This is a genomic window from Oceanobacillus sp. J11TS1, assembly GCF_018333215.1.
Taxonomy (GTDB): Bacteria; Bacillota; Bacilli; order Bacillales; family Amphibacillaceae; genus Oceanobacillus.
Window position 1 is genome coordinate 358361 of sequence record NZ_BORO01000001.1, and the last position, 16862, is coordinate 375222.

General features: G+C 37.9%; 15 protein-coding genes, 2 tRNA genes and 1 pseudogene. 17 read left to right on the forward strand and 1 reads right to left on the reverse strand.

The features are described from left to right. Positions 1 to 6 precede the first annotated feature (6 nt). The 3 genes from sdhA to KI343_RS01665 all read left to right on the forward strand — a co-directional run bounded on the left by sdhA (position 7) and on the right by KI343_RS01665 (position 3137). Complete coding sequence (gene sdhA / locus KI343_RS01655) at positions 7 to 1758, forward strand: succinate dehydrogenase flavoprotein subunit (RefSeq protein ID WP_212924687.1); 1752 nt, start codon at positions 7 to 9, stop codon at positions 1756 to 1758. A 15-nt stretch (positions 1759 to 1773) separates the two neighbouring features. Continuing rightward, positions 1774 to 2538 carry a succinate dehydrogenase iron-sulfur subunit gene (gene sdhB / locus KI343_RS01660; protein ID WP_212924688.1) on the forward strand — a complete coding sequence of 255 codons (765 nt, stop codon included), beginning with the start codon at positions 1774 to 1776 and terminating at the stop codon, positions 2536 to 2538. A 125-nt stretch (positions 2539 to 2663) separates the two neighbouring features. Beyond that, positions 2664 to 3137 (forward strand): acyl-CoA thioesterase, encoded by a 474-nt coding sequence (locus KI343_RS01665; protein WP_212924689.1) that lies wholly within the window; start codon positions 2664 to 2666, stop codon positions 3135 to 3137. A gap of 254 nt (positions 3138 to 3391) precedes the next feature. Here the strand turns inward: KI343_RS01665 and KI343_RS01670 are convergent, their stop codons facing one another. After that, positions 3392 to 3616, reverse strand: coding sequence for a helix-turn-helix domain-containing protein (locus KI343_RS01670; protein WP_040981732.1), 225 nt, complete (start codon positions 3614 to 3616; stop codon positions 3392 to 3394). A gap of 629 nt (positions 3617 to 4245) precedes the next feature. Between KI343_RS01670 and KI343_RS01675 the strand changes: the two genes are divergently transcribed. From KI343_RS01675 to yihA, 14 genes and pseudogenes are all read left to right on the forward strand, one after another. Next, positions 4246 to 4662 carry a MarR family winged helix-turn-helix transcriptional regulator gene (locus tag KI343_RS01675; protein WP_374705405.1) on the forward strand — a complete coding sequence of 139 codons (417 nt, stop codon included), beginning with the start codon at positions 4246 to 4248 and terminating at the stop codon, positions 4660 to 4662. A 24-nt stretch (positions 4663 to 4686) separates the two neighbouring features. Continuing rightward, a complete protein-coding gene (gene racE / locus KI343_RS01680) occupies positions 4687 to 5496 on the forward strand; it encodes a glutamate racemase (RefSeq protein ID WP_212924691.1) in 810 nt (269 codons plus the stop codon). 237 nt (positions 5497 to 5733) lie between these two features. After that, positions 5734 to 6801 carry a GerMN domain-containing protein gene (locus KI343_RS01685; RefSeq protein WP_212924692.1) on the forward strand — a complete coding sequence of 356 codons (1068 nt, stop codon included), beginning with the start codon at positions 5734 to 5736 and terminating at the stop codon, positions 6799 to 6801. 190 nt (positions 6802 to 6991) lie between these two features. Further along, the gene (gene rph, locus KI343_RS01690) at positions 6992 to 7738 is read left to right on the forward strand and encodes a ribonuclease PH (protein WP_212924693.1); all 747 of its coding nucleotides are present in this window, start codon (positions 6992 to 6994) and stop codon (positions 7736 to 7738) included. A gap of 19 nt (positions 7739 to 7757) precedes the next feature. Next, a complete protein-coding gene (locus KI343_RS01695) occupies positions 7758 to 8351 on the forward strand; it encodes an XTP/dITP diphosphatase (RefSeq protein WP_212924694.1) in 594 nt (197 codons plus the stop codon). A 113-nt stretch (positions 8352 to 8464) separates the two neighbouring features. Then, positions 8465 to 8974, forward strand: a complete 510-nt coding sequence (locus tag KI343_RS01700; RefSeq protein ID WP_212924695.1) for a metallophosphoesterase — start codon at positions 8465 to 8467, stop codon at positions 8972 to 8974. A gap of 246 nt (positions 8975 to 9220) precedes the next feature. Then, positions 9221 to 9294 (forward strand) — tRNA-Gly (locus tag KI343_RS01705). Positions 9295 to 9298: 4 nt separating this feature from the next. Further along, a tRNA-Arg gene (locus KI343_RS01710) sits at positions 9299 to 9372 on the forward strand. A gap of 195 nt (positions 9373 to 9567) precedes the next feature. Further along, a complete protein-coding gene (locus KI343_RS01715) occupies positions 9568 to 10542 on the forward strand; it encodes a tetratricopeptide repeat protein (protein ID WP_212924696.1) in 975 nt (324 codons plus the stop codon). 121 nt (positions 10543 to 10663) lie between these two features. Next, positions 10664 to 11950 (forward strand): trigger factor, encoded by a 1287-nt coding sequence (gene tig, locus KI343_RS01720; RefSeq protein ID WP_212924697.1) that lies wholly within the window; start codon positions 10664 to 10666, stop codon positions 11948 to 11950. A 346-nt stretch (positions 11951 to 12296) separates the two neighbouring features. Continuing rightward, positions 12297 to 12440 (forward strand): annotated as a pseudogene (locus KI343_RS01725) (ClpX C4-type zinc finger protein); the annotation flags it as partial. Between the two features lie 14 nt (positions 12441 to 12454). Next, positions 12455 to 13732 carry an ATP-dependent protease ATP-binding subunit ClpX gene (clpX, locus tag KI343_RS01730; protein WP_212924699.1) on the forward strand — a complete coding sequence of 426 codons (1278 nt, stop codon included), beginning with the start codon at positions 12455 to 12457 and terminating at the stop codon, positions 13730 to 13732. A 218-nt stretch (positions 13733 to 13950) separates the two neighbouring features. Next, complete coding sequence (gene lon / locus KI343_RS01735; RefSeq protein WP_212924700.1) at positions 13951 to 16287, forward strand: endopeptidase La; 2337 nt, start codon at positions 13951 to 13953, stop codon at positions 16285 to 16287. After that, positions 16277 to 16858, forward strand: a complete 582-nt coding sequence (yihA, locus tag KI343_RS01740; RefSeq protein ID WP_212924701.1) for a ribosome biogenesis GTP-binding protein YihA/YsxC — start codon at positions 16277 to 16279, stop codon at positions 16856 to 16858. Before lon ends, yihA begins: the two co-directional genes overlap by 11 nt. Positions 16859 to 16862: the final 4 nt, after the last annotated feature.

The window sequence follows — 16862 nt, forward strand, 5'->3', positions numbered from 1 at the left end:
TAACGGATGAGTAATCGAAAAGTTGCTGTTGTCGGCGGTGGTTTAGCTGGATTAATGGCTACAATCAAAGCTGCTGAAGCTGGTGTGAAAGTAGATCTATTTTCAATCGTACCTGTAAAGCGTTCTCACTCTGTGTGTGCACAAGGTGGCATTAACGGAGCGGTAAATACAAAAGGAGAAGGAGACTCTCCTTGGCTTCATTTTGATGATACGGTTTATGGTGGAGATTTCCTTGCAAATCAACCGCAAGTAAAAGCAATGTGTGATGCTGCGCCAGGTATTATACATATGTTTGATCGTATGGGGGTTATGTTCAACCGTACGCCGGAAGGATTACTAGATTTCCGTCGTTTCGGTGGTACTCAAATGCACCGCACTGCATATGCAGGAGCAACGACAGGTCAACAATTATTATACGCATTAGATGAGCAAGTTCGCCGTTATGAGGTGGAAGGATTAGTTACTAAATTTGAAGGTTGGGAATTCCTTGAAGCGGTTATTGATGAACAAGGCGTCGGTAAAGGAATTGTGGCTCAAAATATTAAAACACATGAAATTAAAGCGTTTCGCTCCGATGCAACGATTTTTGCGACGGGAGGACCGGGAATTATTTTTGGTAAATCTACCAACTCAATGATTAATACAGGTTCTGCTGCAAGTAAGCTATATTTACAAGGTGCAAAATATGCAAACGGGGAATTTATACAGATTCATCCAACAGCTATACCAGGCGACGATAAACTTCGACTAATGAGTGAATCTGCTCGTGGGGAAGGTGGCCGTATTTGGACTTATAAAGATGGAGAACCTTGGTACTTCCTTGAGGAAAAATATCCGGCATATGGTAACCTTGTCCCTCGTGATATCGCCACACGTGAAATCTTTGATGTGTGTGTGAATCAAAAACTTGGTATTAATGGAGAAAACATGGTTTATCTGGATTTATCTCATAAAGATCCGAAAGAGCTTGATATTAAGCTTGGGGGCATTATTGAGATTTATGAGAAATTTGTCGGCGAAGATCCTCGTAAGGTGCCGATGAAAATCTTCCCTGCAGTACACTATTCTATGGGTGGATTATGGGTTGATGAAAAACAAATGACAAGCATTCCAGGGATATTCGCTGCTGGAGAATGTGACTACTCGCAGCACGGTGGAAATCGCCTGGGCGCAAATTCCTTGTTATCTGCAATTTACGGAGGTATGGTTGCTGGACCTAGTGCCATCGAATATATTGATAGTTTGTCAGAGCATGTAGAGGATTTACCAGATGACCTCTATGAATCTCGTGAAGAAGCAGAACGTAAAGATTTTGACGCATTAATGAATATGCAGGGGACAGAAAATGCATATCAAATTCATCGCGAACTGGGTGAATGGATGACAGATAATGTAACCGTTGTTCGTGAAAATGAAAAACTATTAAAAACAGACAAAAAAATTGTCGAATTAATGGAGCGCTGGAAAAATATTAATATTAATGATACATCTCGCTGGAGCAACCAGGGTGTTATGTTCACACGGCAATTAAAACATATGCTTCAATTGGCGCGTGTCATTACGATTGGTGCATACAATCGGAATGAAAGCCGTGGGGCGCATTATAAACCAGAATTCCCAGAGCGTAATGATGAAGAATGGTTAAAAACAACGATTGCTGAATATGACGCAGAAAAAAATGAGCCTGTATTCAGCTATGAAGATGTAGATGTTTCCTTAATTCCGCCTCGAAAACGTGATTATACAACGAAACACTAGAAAGGAGTAAATGAAATGGCTGAACAAAGTAAAGTTACTTTTATTATAACTAGACAAGATGGCCCAGACGCTGCTCCTTATGAGGAAACGTTTGAGGTGCCTTATAGACAGAATATGAACGTTATTTCTGCTTTAATGGAAATCAGACAGAATCCTGTGAATAGCAAAGGAGAGCGAACAACCCCTGTTATGTGGGATATGAACTGTTTGGAGGAGGTTTGTGGTGCTTGTTCTATGGTTATCAATGGAACAGCGAGACAATCCTGCGCCGCATTGGTTGATCAGCTGGAGCAGCCGATCCGCTTGGAGCCAATGTCTACATTCCCGGTTGTTCGTGATCTTATTGTCGATCGTGAGCGTATGTTTGATGCGTTGAAACAGGTAAAAGCCTGGATTCCAATTGATGGAACACATGATTTAGGACCTGGGCCGCGTATGCCGGAGAAAAAACGGCAATGGGCGTATGAATTATCTAAATGTATGACATGTGGCGTGTGTCTGGAAGCATGTCCTAATGTAAATGACAGTTCCAATTTTATCGGTCCTGCGGCTATCTCTCAAGCGCGTTTATTTAACGCACATCCAACTGGAGAGATGAATGCCAGCGATCGCTTGAACGGTTTAATGGAAGCTGGAGGGATTGATGGCTGTGGAAATTCACAAAACTGTGTGCAGGTTTGTCCGAAAGGCATTCCATTAACAACATCTATCGCAGCAATGAACCGTGCAACCAACATCCAAGCGTTCAAAAACTTCTTTGGAAGTGACACTGCGCTTTAATAGACATAATTGAAAAACCCTGCCAATTAGATTGGAAAGGGTTTTTCTTAGATAACTATTGAAAACGCTTTATATAAAGGGAATATAATATACTTAAAAAAACGTACAAGAGAGGTAATTGTTTTATGAGCCGTATTTCTTATATTGAAGATTTTTCAGCATGGGAGAAAGAGTTCTCGTTTTATGTCCCGATATCGGTTCGTTTTTCGGAGACAGATATGTATGGTCATGTGAATAATGTTTCTCCATTTATTTATTTTGAGGAGGCGCGTATCGCTTATTTAAATAGTTTAGGTGTTATATCAAAGGATATGCGGCAGACAGAAGGAGTTATCGTCTCCGATTTGCAATGTAATTATCTGAAGGAAATTTATTTTGGAGACGATATTCGGGTTTATGTTAAAACAGCTTCTGTTGGCACTACTTCCTTTGATATCCATTATAAGGTTGTGAGGGAAGAAGAAGTCGTTCTAACAGCAAGAGGCAGATTGGTTTACATTGATACAGAGAAAAAAGTGCCGAGGAAATTGTCGGATGAGATGAAGCAGAAATTACTTTCGGACATTTTGCATTTTGATAATGTGGCTGCCAACCTGTGAAAATAAAAAAAGTCTGAGCTTATTTATTTCCTAAAAGCTCAGACTTACATAATACCTCCATATAGCCTGAGATTTTATCTGTAAGGAATGATAATAAAGAATACATGAAAAGGAAAGAAAAGCGCCAGAAAATCTTACCCGAAAACGCATATATTGTTCAAAGCTCAAAATGAAAGAAAGTTTTAAAAATAAAAGTAAATGTATTTTTGATTTTGAACAATGTTTCGCTTATCTGTATTCGTCTTTTCACACTCTTACAGTTTTAACTCACCCATACGAAGTAATTCGACAACAGCCTGTGATCGGCCCTTTACCCCTAATTTTTGCATCGCGTTTGAAATATGATTTCTCACAGTTTTTTCTGAGATGAAAAGTTCTTGGGCAATCTCTTTTGTTGTTTTGTCTTGTACCAGTAGTTCAAACACTTCTTTCTCGCGTTTGGTTAATAGCTGCTTCGGTTTGTACCCATTATCCTTCAAATGTTACCCCCTCCTTGCTTTATAGAACTGCGTCATGAAGGGAAATTATTTAGTCGATATAGCTTATGAAGGCTGAAACAAAAGAGTGCGTACATTTTAAGAGGATGTTTAAAAAACCCAATAAATTTGACCCAACCGAAAAAGAAACTTCAACTTAGAATGTCAAAACCGTGTGGATAACGCAGCTAACACCTCGGCCTACGAGGAGCTAGTTAGCTTTCTTTTCCAAAGAGACTTACGAGGTTTGTCCCGCCAAAACTGCCGCTAGCTCTCCATTTATTTTAATTTACTACGTAATCAGTTTTATTACCTCGACAATATTGATGACCGCAGTCTCAGGACGCCGCACTAGGTTCTTTTTATCAGCTTTTTGAACATAATTTAAAGAGGTTTACAGGTTTTCCTTTAAAAAAGTTTTCAAGAATCGATTTTTAGTTTACTATGTATTACAATATGTTCAGTGACTTAATAAATGCTATAAAATGAGGTTTTATTGTGGGATACGATGAACTTACCTGCGGCGAAAAATACTTGGGTTGCGGTAAATCATATGTAAATACATGGAGTGGACTGTAGATTTAGGAGGTACCAGTTTGGAAAAGAAGCAAGAAATAGAAGCAGTGAATAAAATGGAGAAAAAGTTAAGATATATTTCTGGAATGATTAAACAAAACGGTAGAAAAATATTGCATCATTATCCGATTACTTTACCTCAGTTTATCGCTCTACAATGGCTGTTGGAAGAAGGGGATTTGACAGTTGGAGAACTGTCTAATCGTATTAGTCATGCATTTAGCACCACCACAGATTTAGTCGATCGATTGGAGAAAAATGAATTGGTTGAACGGATTCGTGGTACGAAAGATCGGCGTGTCGTACAAATTCATCTGTTAGAAAAAGGTAAGCATATCATTGAAGAAGTCATTCAAAAACGGCAAGAATACCTGCAAGATGTAATGTCTGGATTCTCGGATGAACAAAAAGAAACATTAAATGAATTGTTGAGCCTTCTTCATGACGAAATGAAGAAAGTAAATGAAAAGTAGAGTAGAAAAAAGGGAGAGAGTATTTTGGAACAAGCAATTGGTGTAATTGATTCAGGTGTGGGCGGGTTAACGGTGGTTCATGAATTAATGAGACAGCTTCCTAAAGAACCGCTTATTTACGTAGGTGACACAGCAAGATGTCCTTATGGTCCCAGAACGGAAGAAGAGGTAAAACAATATACATGGGAAATGGTGCGTTTTTTACTTAAAAAGAATATAAAAATGCTTGTTATTGCTTGTAATACGGCAACTGCATTCACAATAAAAGATTTAAAAGAAAAATTGGATATTCCTGTAATAGGTGTCATTAAGCCTGGTGCGAGGGCTGCGATTAAATCAACAGAAAATAACCATGTGGGCATTATTGGAACAGAGGGTACGATTCGCAGTGGAGCATATAGACATGCACTTCGGAAAATTAAACCTGATATTGAGGTCATTTCCTTAGCTTGTCCATCGCTTGCTCCCATGGTGGAAAAAGGTATACTGGATGGGCCAGAAGCGAGGCAGGTAGTGGAAACTGCGTTAACACCGCTACTAGAACATGATGCAATGGATACGTTGATTCTAGGTTGTACGCATTACCCATTATTGAAAAAAACGATTCAAGAAGTAATGGGTGAAAAAATTACTGTTATATCTTCGAGTGAAGAGACAGCTAGAGAAACGAGCACAACATTAGATATTCATCAAAATTTTAATTATAATGACTCTATTCCTCCTCATCAATTTTATACTACAGGAGATCTAGAAAAATTTATTGAAATCACGCAGAAAATATTTAGGGATAGTAATTTTGAAATGCTTACGATTAAGCATGCTGATCTTACATAATCATTGCGGATAAAACTCTTATTTTACAAATGAGAACTGATTTTGTGAAATAGGAGTTTTTATTATATAAAAAACGTTCTGAGCAATGGAGGAAGCAATGGTGGCCGCAAAATTTTACATATTGTTCGTTCTATTCTTATTGTATAAATTTTTGTTTGTAAACAATGGAATTCATGGTCTATTTCAAAAGGTGAGCTCGTATGATTAATAGTACAAACCATCTTGGGAGGTAGTTGCATGAATAAAAAGATAATCCAATTAATAGGAGCTTTTGGTATATTAGTCTTGCTGGCGGGATGTTTTAAGGGAGAGCAATCATCAAAAGAGGTCGATCCTCCACAAAATGCAGAAGCGGTAAATAGTGAAGAAACAGTGGATGGAGAGGAAGGTGCAGCTACTCCTGATGAAGCAGAGGAAGCAGCAGATACGGTTTCGAGGGAATTGTATTTAATTGATTCTAATGGCATGGTCGCTTCTCAAATTGTTGAGCTTCCAGTTCCTGAAGCAAATCAAGTGGCACAGCAGGTCCTTGAATATATGGTTAAAGGCGGACCAATCACGCCGATGCTGCCAAATGGTTTCCAGGCTGTGCTTCCGGAAGATACAGAAGTACTTGGTGTTAATCTTCAGGAAGATGGTACAATTGTCGTTGATTTATCTAAGGAATTTTCAGAGTATGAAGCATCATCCGAGGTACCTATGTTAGAGGCGATTACGCATACGCTTACTCAATTCGATAACGTCCATAAAGTCAAGCTCAGAGTAGAGGGGGCTGACCTGAAAGAAATGCCTGTAAACGGCACACCGATAAATGACGGGTATACACGGGCAAATGGCATTAATCTGACACATAATGATACGTTAGATTATCTGGATAGCCGACCTGTAACCATGTTCTATCCAGTAGAAAAAGAAAATAATCGCTACTATGTACCAATCACGCAATATGTAGAGATGAAGGATGAAAATGATATAACAAGTGTGGTAGAGGAGCTGGTGGATGGTCCGGGTTATGAGAATAATGTTGTTAACGTATTCCAGCCAGAAGCGGCTTTAACAAGCGAACCGGTGATAGAGGAAGGTGTCCTTCATTTGACATTTAATGATGGAATCTTGATGAATAAAGAGCAGCAAATTATTGCAGATGAAGTGATGGAGACAATGGTGAGAACTTTAACAGAGCAGCCAAATGTAGATTCGGTTAATGTTCAAGTTGAGAATGTGGATGAAGTATTTAATGAAAATGGGGAGCCTTATTCTGAACCAGTGTCTGCAGAATTATATACGCCAAGCGAAGAATTATAGGGAGAAAACAAGATAATAGGAAGTTTCTAGAGAGGGGTATTCTGCTCTTTAGAAGCTTCTTTTTCATTTTAGATTGACATATTATCAAGAACGCAATGTGTGTTGGTTTTCTAGGTATTTTCCATTATTCGCATGTTTCTTTTCCTGAAAATATGATAAGCTATGTAATGTGAAATAAGGAGGAAGACAAATGGGAAGACATGATAATAGACAAAAAAATGAATTGCGACCGATTCAAATAACGACAGGTTATATTACACATCCAGAAGGGTCTGTATTAATCGAAATGGGGGAAACCAAAGTTATTTGTAACGCAAGTATTGAAGATAGAGTACCACCCTTTATGAGAGGGCAAGGTAAGGGATGGATTACAGCAGAATATGCGATGTTGCCGCGTGCAACAGAACAGCGTAATATTCGTGAGTCTTCTAAAGGGAAAGTAAGTGGAAGAACGATGGAAATTCAGCGCCTGATTGGACGTGCCTTACGTTCTGTTGTTGACCTTTCAAAAATTGGTGAGCGTACAATTTGGATTGACTGTGATGTTATCCAAGCAGATGGCGGAACAAGGACGGCTTCGATTACTGGGGCTTATGTAGCTATGGTAATTGCCTTACATCAGCTTGTTGAAAATAAAGTACTTGCCAAGCTTCCTGTAACAGATTTCTTGGCAGCTATTTCTGTTGGTGTATTGCCGGACGGACAAGAAGTACTTGACTTGAATTATAAAGAAGACAGCGCTGCAGATGTGGACATGAATATTGTTATGACCGGAAAAGGTGAATTTGTAGAGCTGCAAGGAACTGGAGAAGAAGCTACTTTTAGTTCTGCGCAATTACAAGCTTTGCTCGCTCTGGGAGAACAAGGGATTAATGAATTAATTGACCAACAGAAAGAAACGCTTGGCGCTATCGCAGACCTGGTAAGTCAAGATTAATTTCATTGGGGGATTTACCATGAAGAAGATTATCATTGCGACAAAAAATAAAGGAAAAGTAAAGGAATTTAGATCTTTCTTTGCAGATCACCAAATTGAAGTTATTTCTTTACTTGATTTGGAAGAGGAAATTCCTGATATTGAAGAAACAGGAGAAACATTTGAAGAAAATGCAGCTTTAAAAGCAGAGCAAATTTCAAATCGTTTTCATCAGCCAGTACTTGCAGATGATTCGGGACTGATTATTGATGGACTAGATGGAAGACCAGGTCTTTATTCCGCACGATATGCTGGAGAACCGACAAATGATCAAGCGAATATCGATAAAGTTCTTGAAGAAATGAAAGATATTCCAGACGAAGATCGTGCTGCCCGTTTTATTTGCGTTCTAGCTATTGCCCGTCCCGGCGAGGAAACGGTTTTTGTAAAGGGCTACTGCGAAGGACATATCCAGAAGGAGCAAACAGGAGAAAACGGTTTTGGTTATGATCCTATTTTTGTACCAGAAGGCTATTCGAAAACAATGGCCGAGCTTAGTCCATCCGAAAAAAATGAAATAAGTCACCGAAAACAGGCGATGAAACAATTGGAAAAAAGAATACATTTGTTATAGGAAGGTGTTCAAAAAGCGCCTGGCTGATATGTGGGGTTTCTGTAATGGCAAGTTTTTTTTGACGGGGGCTTTTTGAACACACATGATGAGGAATTATATTGAGGAGGGGTATGATGACAAGTGTTCTAATTACAAGTGATAGCCATGGTCTTACAAAAGAACTTGATGCGATGAAAGAAAAGCATGATGTGGATTTATATATTCATTGCGGTGATTCTGAGCTGGAATTTGATGCAGCGGAGTTAAGTGCTTATTATAAAGTGAGCGGTAATTGTGATTTCGACACACGTTATCCAGATGAAGAAGTGCTGGATCTAAACGGCCTTCGTTTCTTTGTGACACATGGTCACCTCCATCAAGTTAAAGGGAATTTAACAAATCTATCTTATGCAGCGGAAGAACAAGAAGCAAATATCGTCTGCTTTGGACACACACATATTGCCGGTGCTGAAAAAATTGGTAATCAATTATTTATCAACCCGGGCAGTATTCGTATGCCTAGAAACCGTGTTGAGAAAACGTACGCTATTTTAAGCTGGGAAAGTTCTAATCAAGTACAAGTAGATTTTTATACCTTAGATAGCGGAAAGGTGGAAGGTATGAGTTATCAAGTATCTCTATAAGAGGACGTTCAAAAAGCAGCTCATATTACTTTTAGTAGAAATGAAGAGTAGGAGCTGCTTTTTTCTTCTCTCTCATAGAGAAAATAGGGGGCGTGTTTCCCTGTTAAACAAGGTTTTGTAAGACTTTTTGATAGATGTGAAAAAAATATTTGAAAATCTGTTGACAAAACCTTCTATCCCTCATATAATATTACTTGTCCGTTAAAAAAGATTCACATAACGCGATACATAAGAAATGCAGTGATTGCGGGTGTAGTTTAATGGTAAAACCTCAGCCTTCCAAGCTGATGACGAGGGTTCGATTCCCTTCACCCGCTCCATAATGTCCCAGTAGCTCAGCAGGATAGAGCAACAGCCTTCTAAGCTGTGGGTCGCAGGTTCGAATCCTGCCTGGGACGTAACTTCATAAAAGCTCAATCTCCTATATAAGAGATTGAGCTTTTTGTTTTTTTTATATTTTATTCAAATTAGTATAGACCCTTTCAGCTTTTAAAGGTAACATATAATAAAAATAGTCCTAAATGGTTTAAATTATGCTGAATAGGGTATAACAAGTTTTGATGGTTTTTTTGTAATAGAATAGAGGTGAACAAATGAAAGAGAGTACGAAAGTAATTTTATTTCCAAATACGAAAAAGCAGCTAGAAGAAGAAGGATTACATGCTTTAAGGGAAAAGAAATACAATGAAGCATTAGAGAAATTAAATTGTCTGATTGATTATCATGCAGGTGGTTACGAAATATATATTGGAAAATTAATGTGTTTAATGGAATTAGGAAACTATAAGGAAGCTGAACAACTTAGTGAAGAATTATTGGCCAATAAAGATACGCATTATCATCACTACCTACATATTTATTTAACGATACTTTTTCAAACAAGTCAGTATCAGCATTTGATGGATTTGCTAGAGATAGAGTTTGACAACAACAATATACCGGAGATGCTTCAAGAGCCATTTCAGCAATTGTATGAAATGAGCGCTAATTTAAAAATCGGAATTGATGAAGATAATGCCATCGGTTATATAGAAGAACTCAAACAAGCGGTGAAAGAAGAAGATTATCTGAAACAGTGGAGCCTTATTGAGCAGCTCCGATTAATACATGCGGATCCGAAAGAAGAAGTTATCCAGCTGCTTGAAGGCCATCAAGTTCATCCAGTGATTAAAACTGGTATATTAGAATGGTTAAGAGAATCTAATGTAAAAAAAACAATCCATATACATAAGTTTGATTCAAGCAGGATGATTCAGCCGGCTGATTTATCTCAAATCTCCAAGGAGAAAAGTTATATAGTCTTGATGGAATACTTAGAAAATCGTGTAGAATCTAATCCTACTTTGCTCAAGCTGCTCCAACAGCTTGTGTATCGCTATTTTTATGTAACCTATCCATTCACACCTCTAAAAAGTGATATTTCTTCTTTGGCAGAGGCGATTTATTTACTCGGGAACGATTATTTACAAATGGATACCACATTCGAGGAGCTGGATGAATCCGTTGAAACGTGGATGGAAAAGATAAAAATTTGCAACTCCCTTTATTTAAGTATTATTGAAGAGTAGTAAAATGCTTGAAACCCATAAGATATATGTTATAATGAGGTGGTTGTAAATTTGGAAAAAACTATTGATCAAATGAATAATGAAATGCAATGATAGATTTGATTTTGGAGGGAATAATAATATGACAACGAAATGGGAAAAACAAGAAGGTAATAAAGGAGTATTAACGTTTGAAGTATCTGCTGAAGACTTTAATCAAGCGTTAGACCAAGCATTTAAAAAAGTATCAAAGGACGTACAAATTCCTGGGTTCCGTAAAGGGAAAATTCCCCGCGGTCTTTTTGAAAAGCGCTTTGGTGTAGAATCTCTATATCAAGATGCAGTAGATATTGTACTTCCAAGTGCTTATTCTAAAGCAGTTGATGAAGCTGATATTTTCCCGATTGCACAACCGTCTATTGATATTGACCAAATTGAAAAAGGACAACCTCTTGTTTTCACTGCAGAAGTAGAAGTGAAACCAGAAGTGAAACTTGGTGAATACAAAGGATTAGAAGTAGAAGAACAATCTGTGGAAGTGACAGATGAAGATGTAGAGCAAGAAATTGAAAATCTTCGCGAACGCCATGCAGAATTAGTTGTAAAAGAAGACAGTGAAATTGTAGAAGGCGATACAGCAGTAATTGACTTTGAAGGTTTCAAAGACGGCGAAGCATTTGAAGGCGGAAAAGGGGAGAATCATTCACTTGAAATTGGTTCAGGCCAATTTATCCCTGGCTTTGAAGAACAATTAATCGGCAAAAAAGCTGGTGATGAAACAGAAGTTAAGGTAACTTTCCCTGAAGAATATCATGCCGAAGACTTAGCTGGTCAAGAAGCTGTGTTCCAAGTGAAAATTCATGAGGTAAAAGCAAAAGAATTACCAGAGCTTGATGATGAATTTGCAAAAGATGTGGATGAAAATGTAGAAACACTTGATGAATTAAAAACAAAGAAACGTGAAGAGCTTGAAACAAATAAGAAACAGCAAGCTGAAAATGAAAAACGTGAAGCATTGCTTCAACAAGCATCAGATAACATCGAAGTAGAAATTCCTGAAGCAATGGTTGATACAGAAGTTAACCAAATGGTTCGCGAATTTGAGCAACAACTTCAAATGCAAGGCATGACTTTGGAAATGTACAGCCAATTCTCAGGACAAGATGAGGATGCGCTTAAAGAACAAATGCGTGCCGATGCTGAAAAACGTGTAAAAACAAATCTTACTTTAGAAGCTATCGCAGAAGCTGAAGGACTTAAACCATCTGAAGAAGATATCGATGCAGAGCTTGAAAAAATGGGTTCTATGTACGGTATTGAAAAAGAGCAGCTTGTTCAAATGCTTGGCGGTTCAACAGAAACATTAGAAAATGACTTAAAAATGCGTGCGGCAATTGATTTCTTAGCTGACAACAGCAAAACGAAATAAACAATTAAACAAGTAAAAAAGGATAAATAAGACAAGGTGCGCTCCAAAACGTGCCTTGTCTTTCCTGTTAATTAGGATAGGGTCGAAAAAACAAATCTTTTGTCAAAAGTCGCATTTTCCCTGCGTTATCATGCATAATATAATAGATAGAATTGCAAATAGTTGACATTTAAATGAAATGATTCATACTGTAATGACAGACTTATCATACAATTGCCTTTAAGTGCGTGAACAATCTCATTAAGGATACGAGAAGTATATTGTTTTGTATTTCTATTTGTATCTGATATGATGAATTATAAAGCTAACTGCTGATCTGTAATTGCGCATATAGGGGTGAATGGGAATGACGAGATCGAATAAGGAAGAGCGACAATTAAAATGTTCTTTTTGCGGGAAGAAAGAAGAAGACGTGCTGAAGTTAGTAGCCGGTCCAGGCGTTTATATATGTAATGAATGTGTTGCGAAAGGCTCAGAAATTGTTGAGGAAGGCGGCGGAAAGTAATGTTTAAATTTAATGAAGAAAAAGGACAATTAAAATGTTCTTTTTGTGGCAAAAGCCAGGAACAAGTTCGAAAGTTAGTAGCTGGTCCAGGCGTTTATATATGTGATGAATGTATTGAATTATGTACAGAGATTGTTGAGGAAGAAATTGGTACAGAAGAAGGCATGGAAATGAATGAAATTCCAAAGCCTAAAGAAATTTGTGATATCCTTGATGACTACGTAATTGGGCAAGATAAAGCAAAAAGAAACCTCTCTGTTGCGGTTTACAATCACTATAAACGTGTTAATTCAAGCTTGAATAATAGCGATGTAGAAATTTCTAAAAGTAATATTGCGATGATTGGGCCGACTGGTAGCGGTAAAACGCTTTTAGCTCAAACATTAGCAAGAATTATTAATGTTCCATTTGCAATGGCAGATGCGACATCACTAACCGAAGCAGGATATGTAGGGGAAGACGTGGAAAACATTCTTCTCAAACTAATCCAAGCTGCGGATTATGATGTAGAAAAAGCCGAAAAAGGAATTATCTATATTGATGAGATTGACAAAGTGGCCAGAAAATCTGAAAATCCATCTATTACACGAGATGTTTCAGGGGAAGGTGTACAGCAGGCCCTCTTAAAAATTCTTGAAGGGACAGTAGCAAGTGTACCTCCTCAAGGTGGAAGAAAGCATCCACATCAAGAATTTATTCAAATCGATACAACAAATATTTTATTTATTGTCGGCGGTGCTTTTGATGGTATTGACCAAGTGATTAAACGCCGTATTGGTAAAAAAGTTATCGGTTTTGGTGCAAATGAAGAGCAAGAAGAATTAGATACAGCACAGTTGCTATCTAAAGTTCTTCCAGAAGATTTATTACGGTATGGACTCATTCCAGAATTTATCGGTCGTATTCCGGTAATTGGCAGTCTAACACCACTTGATGAAGATGCGCTTATTCAGATTTTAACTAAACCAAAAAATGCACTTGTTAAACAATATCAAAAATTATTTGAAATTGATAACGTGGAGCTTGAATTTGAGCCAGAAGCACTGGAAGAAATTGCGAAGAAGGCAATTGAGCGAAAAACAGGTGCACGTGGGTTGCGTTCTATCATAGAAGGAATTATTGTAGACGTTATGTTTGATCTGCCTTCGAGAGAAGATGTAGAAAAATGCGTGATTACGAAGGACACAGTCATACAAGAAGATGGCAGTCCAAAACTCATTTTCCAAGATGGAACCATTCAATACGGAAACGAGACATTTCCAAAAGAAAGTGCATAAGCATGAATGTGAAGAATGCAGGTTCTAAAAAGAAACTGCATTCTTTGTTTTTTACATAAAACTTTCCTTATGGTTAAATAAGTGTAATAATCATAGATACCTGTATAACTGTTTATACTAAAAGAAGGTATGACGGTATTTACAATTAGAGAAAAATTTTTTACACTGAGTAAGAGCCTTACAGCGAGAAAAATAAATAATTAATAGGGGGTGAATGTATGACAGCAAACTATTTAAAGATGCCACTTTTGCCTTTACGAGGTTTATTAGTATTTCCATCGATGGTATTACATCTTGATGTTGGCAGAGATAAATCTATTACTTCTTTAGAACAAGCAATGTTAGCTGATCAATACATATTCTTAGCATCACAAAAGAAAATGAATTCAGATGATCCCGGTTCTGATGACATATACAGTATTGGAACGGTTGCTGAGATTAAACAAATTACGAAGCTTCCAAATGGGACACAACGGGTATTGGTAGAAGGACATTATCGAGCAGAGGTTATTCGTTATATAGAAGAAGAGGAAAACTTTATTGTTGAGATAGAGGAAAAGGAAGATATCGTTGGTGATGCATATGAGACGCGAGCTTTAATGCGTACTTTGCTTGAACAGTTTCAACAATACATTAAAGTTTCCCGGAAATTAACACAAGAGACGTTTGAAACAGTTGGTGATATTGATAATCCAGCTCGTTTAGCGGATATGATTACGTCCCATCTTTCTCTAAGAATACAGGATAAACAGGAAATCTTAGAATGTTTTGACGTAACGCAAAGAATACATAAGCTATTACAAATTATTGCAGATGAGAGAAAGATTTTATCCATTGAGAAGAAAATCGGACAGAAAATTAAAACTTCCATGGAAAAAACACAAAAAGAATATTATTTAAGGGAACAATTAAAAGTTATACAAAAAGAGCTGGGAGAACGTGATGGCAGATCAAGTGATTTGGAACAGCTCCGAACAAAGATTGAGCAATCAGATATGCCGGAAAGAATTACAAAGGTTGCGATGAAAGAGCTAAACCGGTATGAGAAGGTGCCGCAGTCATCTGCAGAGAGTTCTGTTATCCGAAATTATATCGAATGGCTTGTAGCTCTTCCTTGGCAAACAAAAACGAAAGACAATATTCAAATGAAGAAAGCAGAAAAAGTATTAAACGCAGATCACTATGGTTTGGACAAGGTGAAGGAACGCATATTAGAATATTTAGCAGTTCAAAAGCTTACCAATACGATAAAAGGACCGATTCTTTGTTTAGTTGGGCCTCCAGGAGTTGGGAAGACCTCATTAGCAAGGTCTATCGCTAATGCAATTGATCGAAATTTTGTACGTATTTCTTTAGGTGGTATTCGGGATGAAGCGGAAATTCGCGGCCATCGGCGCACGTATATTGGGGCAATGCCAGGGAGAATCATGCAGGGAATGCGCCGGGCAGAAACCATTAATCCGGTGTTTTTATTAGATGAGATTGAAAAAATGTCAAATGATTTTCGCGGCGATCCCTCTTCAGCAATGCTAGAGGTTTTGGATCCAGAACAGAATCATAATTTCAGTGATCATTACATTGAAGAAACTTATGATTTATCCAATGTTTTGTTCATCGCTACAGCAAATAACGTAAATAGTATTCCCGAGCCTCTGCTAGATCGTATGGAGTTAATTTCTATACCTGGCTATACCGAGGTTGAAAAGCTTTATATTGTAAAAAAACATTTGTTGCCGAAACAAATTAAAGAAAATGGATTAACGAAGCGTAACTTACAGATACGGGAGTCTGCTATCATGAAATTAATCCGGACATATACACGAGAAGCTGGTGTTCGCGGATTGGAGAGACAAATTGCTACACTTTGCCGTAAAGCAGCGAAGGAATTGGTTTCTGATGAAAGCAAAGAGCGCATTGTTATTACGGATCGTATTGTAGAACAATACTTAGGAAAACCAGCATATCGATATGGACTGATGGAAAAAGAAAATCAAATTGGTGCTGCAACAGGTCTTGCCTATACAGCAGCTGGCGGTGATATCTTATCCATCGAAGTGAGTCATTATCCTGGGAAAGGTAATTTAAAGCTTACTGGTCAGCTTGGCGATGTGATGCAAGAGTCTGCACAGGCCGCCTTTAGCTATGTACGATCACGCGCAGAGCAGTTAAATATTGAAATAGACTTTTATGAAAAGTATGACATTCATATTCATGTACCTGCTGGTGCGACTCCAAAAGATGGTCCCTCCGCCGGAATTACCATTGCGACAGCATTAGTATCTTCCTTATCTGGACGCGCTATTAAGAGAGAAGTAGGGATGACTGGTGAGATTACGCTTCGAGGCCGTGTCTTGCCAATTGGTGGATTAAAAGAAAAAGCATTAAGTGCACATCGAGCAGGATTAACAACGATTATTTTACCTGAGGAAAATGAAAAGGATATAGAAAGCATTCCAGAAAGTGTTCGAGAAGGGCTTCGATTTATACCAGTAAGACATTTAGATGAAGTATTAGAAATCGCATTAGTGAAGGAGGATGAACAGTATGAAGGTTAATCAAGCAGAAATTGTTATCAGCGCTGTTAGTGAGAAGCAATATCCAACAGAGCAGTACCCTGAGTTTGCGCTCGCGGGACGGTCTAATGTTGGAAAGTCATCCTTAATTAATCGACTGATTAATCGGAAGAACCTTGCTAGAACTTCTTCCAAACCAGGCAAAACACAAACGCTGAATTTTTACTTAATCAATGAGTCTATTTATTTTGTGGACGTTCCAGGATACGGCTATGCACAAGTGTCTAAGAAGGAACGCGCAAAATGGGGCGGCATGATGGAAGAGTATTTCAAGAATAGAGAAACACTCCGGGCTGTCATTTTGATTACAGATTTACGGCATGAGCCAACAGATGATGACATTCAGATGTATGATTATCTGAAGTATTTTGAGCTCCCTGTTATTGTCATTGGTACAAAACTGGATAAAATTCCAAAAACAAAACAGCCTAAGCATATTAAACGCTCGAAAAAAGTTCTGGAAATGGATCCGGACGATATTTTTATTCCTTTTTCCGCAGAAACATCAGAAGGTAAAGATGCTGTTTGGGGAGCAATTAAGTCTTTCATGTAGAAGA

What these genes read in the sequence shown, in the direction of transcription:
- sdhA (WP_212924687.1), top strand. Translation starts at nt 7, where the DNA reads ATGAGTAATCGAAAAGTTGCTGTTGTCGGCGGTGGTTTAGCTGGATTA.
- sdhB (WP_212924688.1), top strand. Translation starts at nt 1,774, where the DNA reads ATGGCTGAACAAAGTAAAGTTACTTTTATTATAACTAGACAAGATGGC.
- KI343_RS01665 (WP_212924689.1), top strand. Translation starts at nt 2,664, where the DNA reads ATGAGCCGTATTTCTTATATTGAAGATTTTTCAGCATGGGAGAAAGAG.
- KI343_RS01675 (WP_374705405.1), top strand. Translation starts at nt 4,246, where the DNA reads ATGGAGAAAAAGTTAAGATATATTTCTGGAATGATTAAACAAAACGGT.
- KI343_RS01685 (WP_212924692.1), top strand. Translation starts at nt 5,734, where the DNA reads ATGAATAAAAAGATAATCCAATTAATAGGAGCTTTTGGTATATTAGTC.
- rph (WP_212924693.1), top strand. Translation starts at nt 6,992, where the DNA reads ATGGGAAGACATGATAATAGACAAAAAAATGAATTGCGACCGATTCAA.
- KI343_RS01695 (WP_212924694.1), top strand. Translation starts at nt 7,758, where the DNA reads ATGAAGAAGATTATCATTGCGACAAAAAATAAAGGAAAAGTAAAGGAA.
- KI343_RS01700 (WP_212924695.1), top strand. Translation starts at nt 8,465, where the DNA reads ATGACAAGTGTTCTAATTACAAGTGATAGCCATGGTCTTACAAAAGAA.
- KI343_RS01715 (WP_212924696.1), top strand. Translation starts at nt 9,568, where the DNA reads ATGAAAGAGAGTACGAAAGTAATTTTATTTCCAAATACGAAAAAGCAG.
- tig (WP_212924697.1), top strand. Translation starts at nt 10,664, where the DNA reads ATGACAACGAAATGGGAAAAACAAGAAGGTAATAAAGGAGTATTAACG.
- clpX (WP_212924699.1), top strand. Translation starts at nt 12,455, where the DNA reads ATGTTTAAATTTAATGAAGAAAAAGGACAATTAAAATGTTCTTTTTGT.
- lon (WP_212924700.1), top strand. Translation starts at nt 13,951, where the DNA reads ATGACAGCAAACTATTTAAAGATGCCACTTTTGCCTTTACGAGGTTTA.
- yihA (WP_212924701.1), top strand. Translation starts at nt 16,277, where the DNA reads ATGAAGGTTAATCAAGCAGAAATTGTTATCAGCGCTGTTAGTGAGAAG.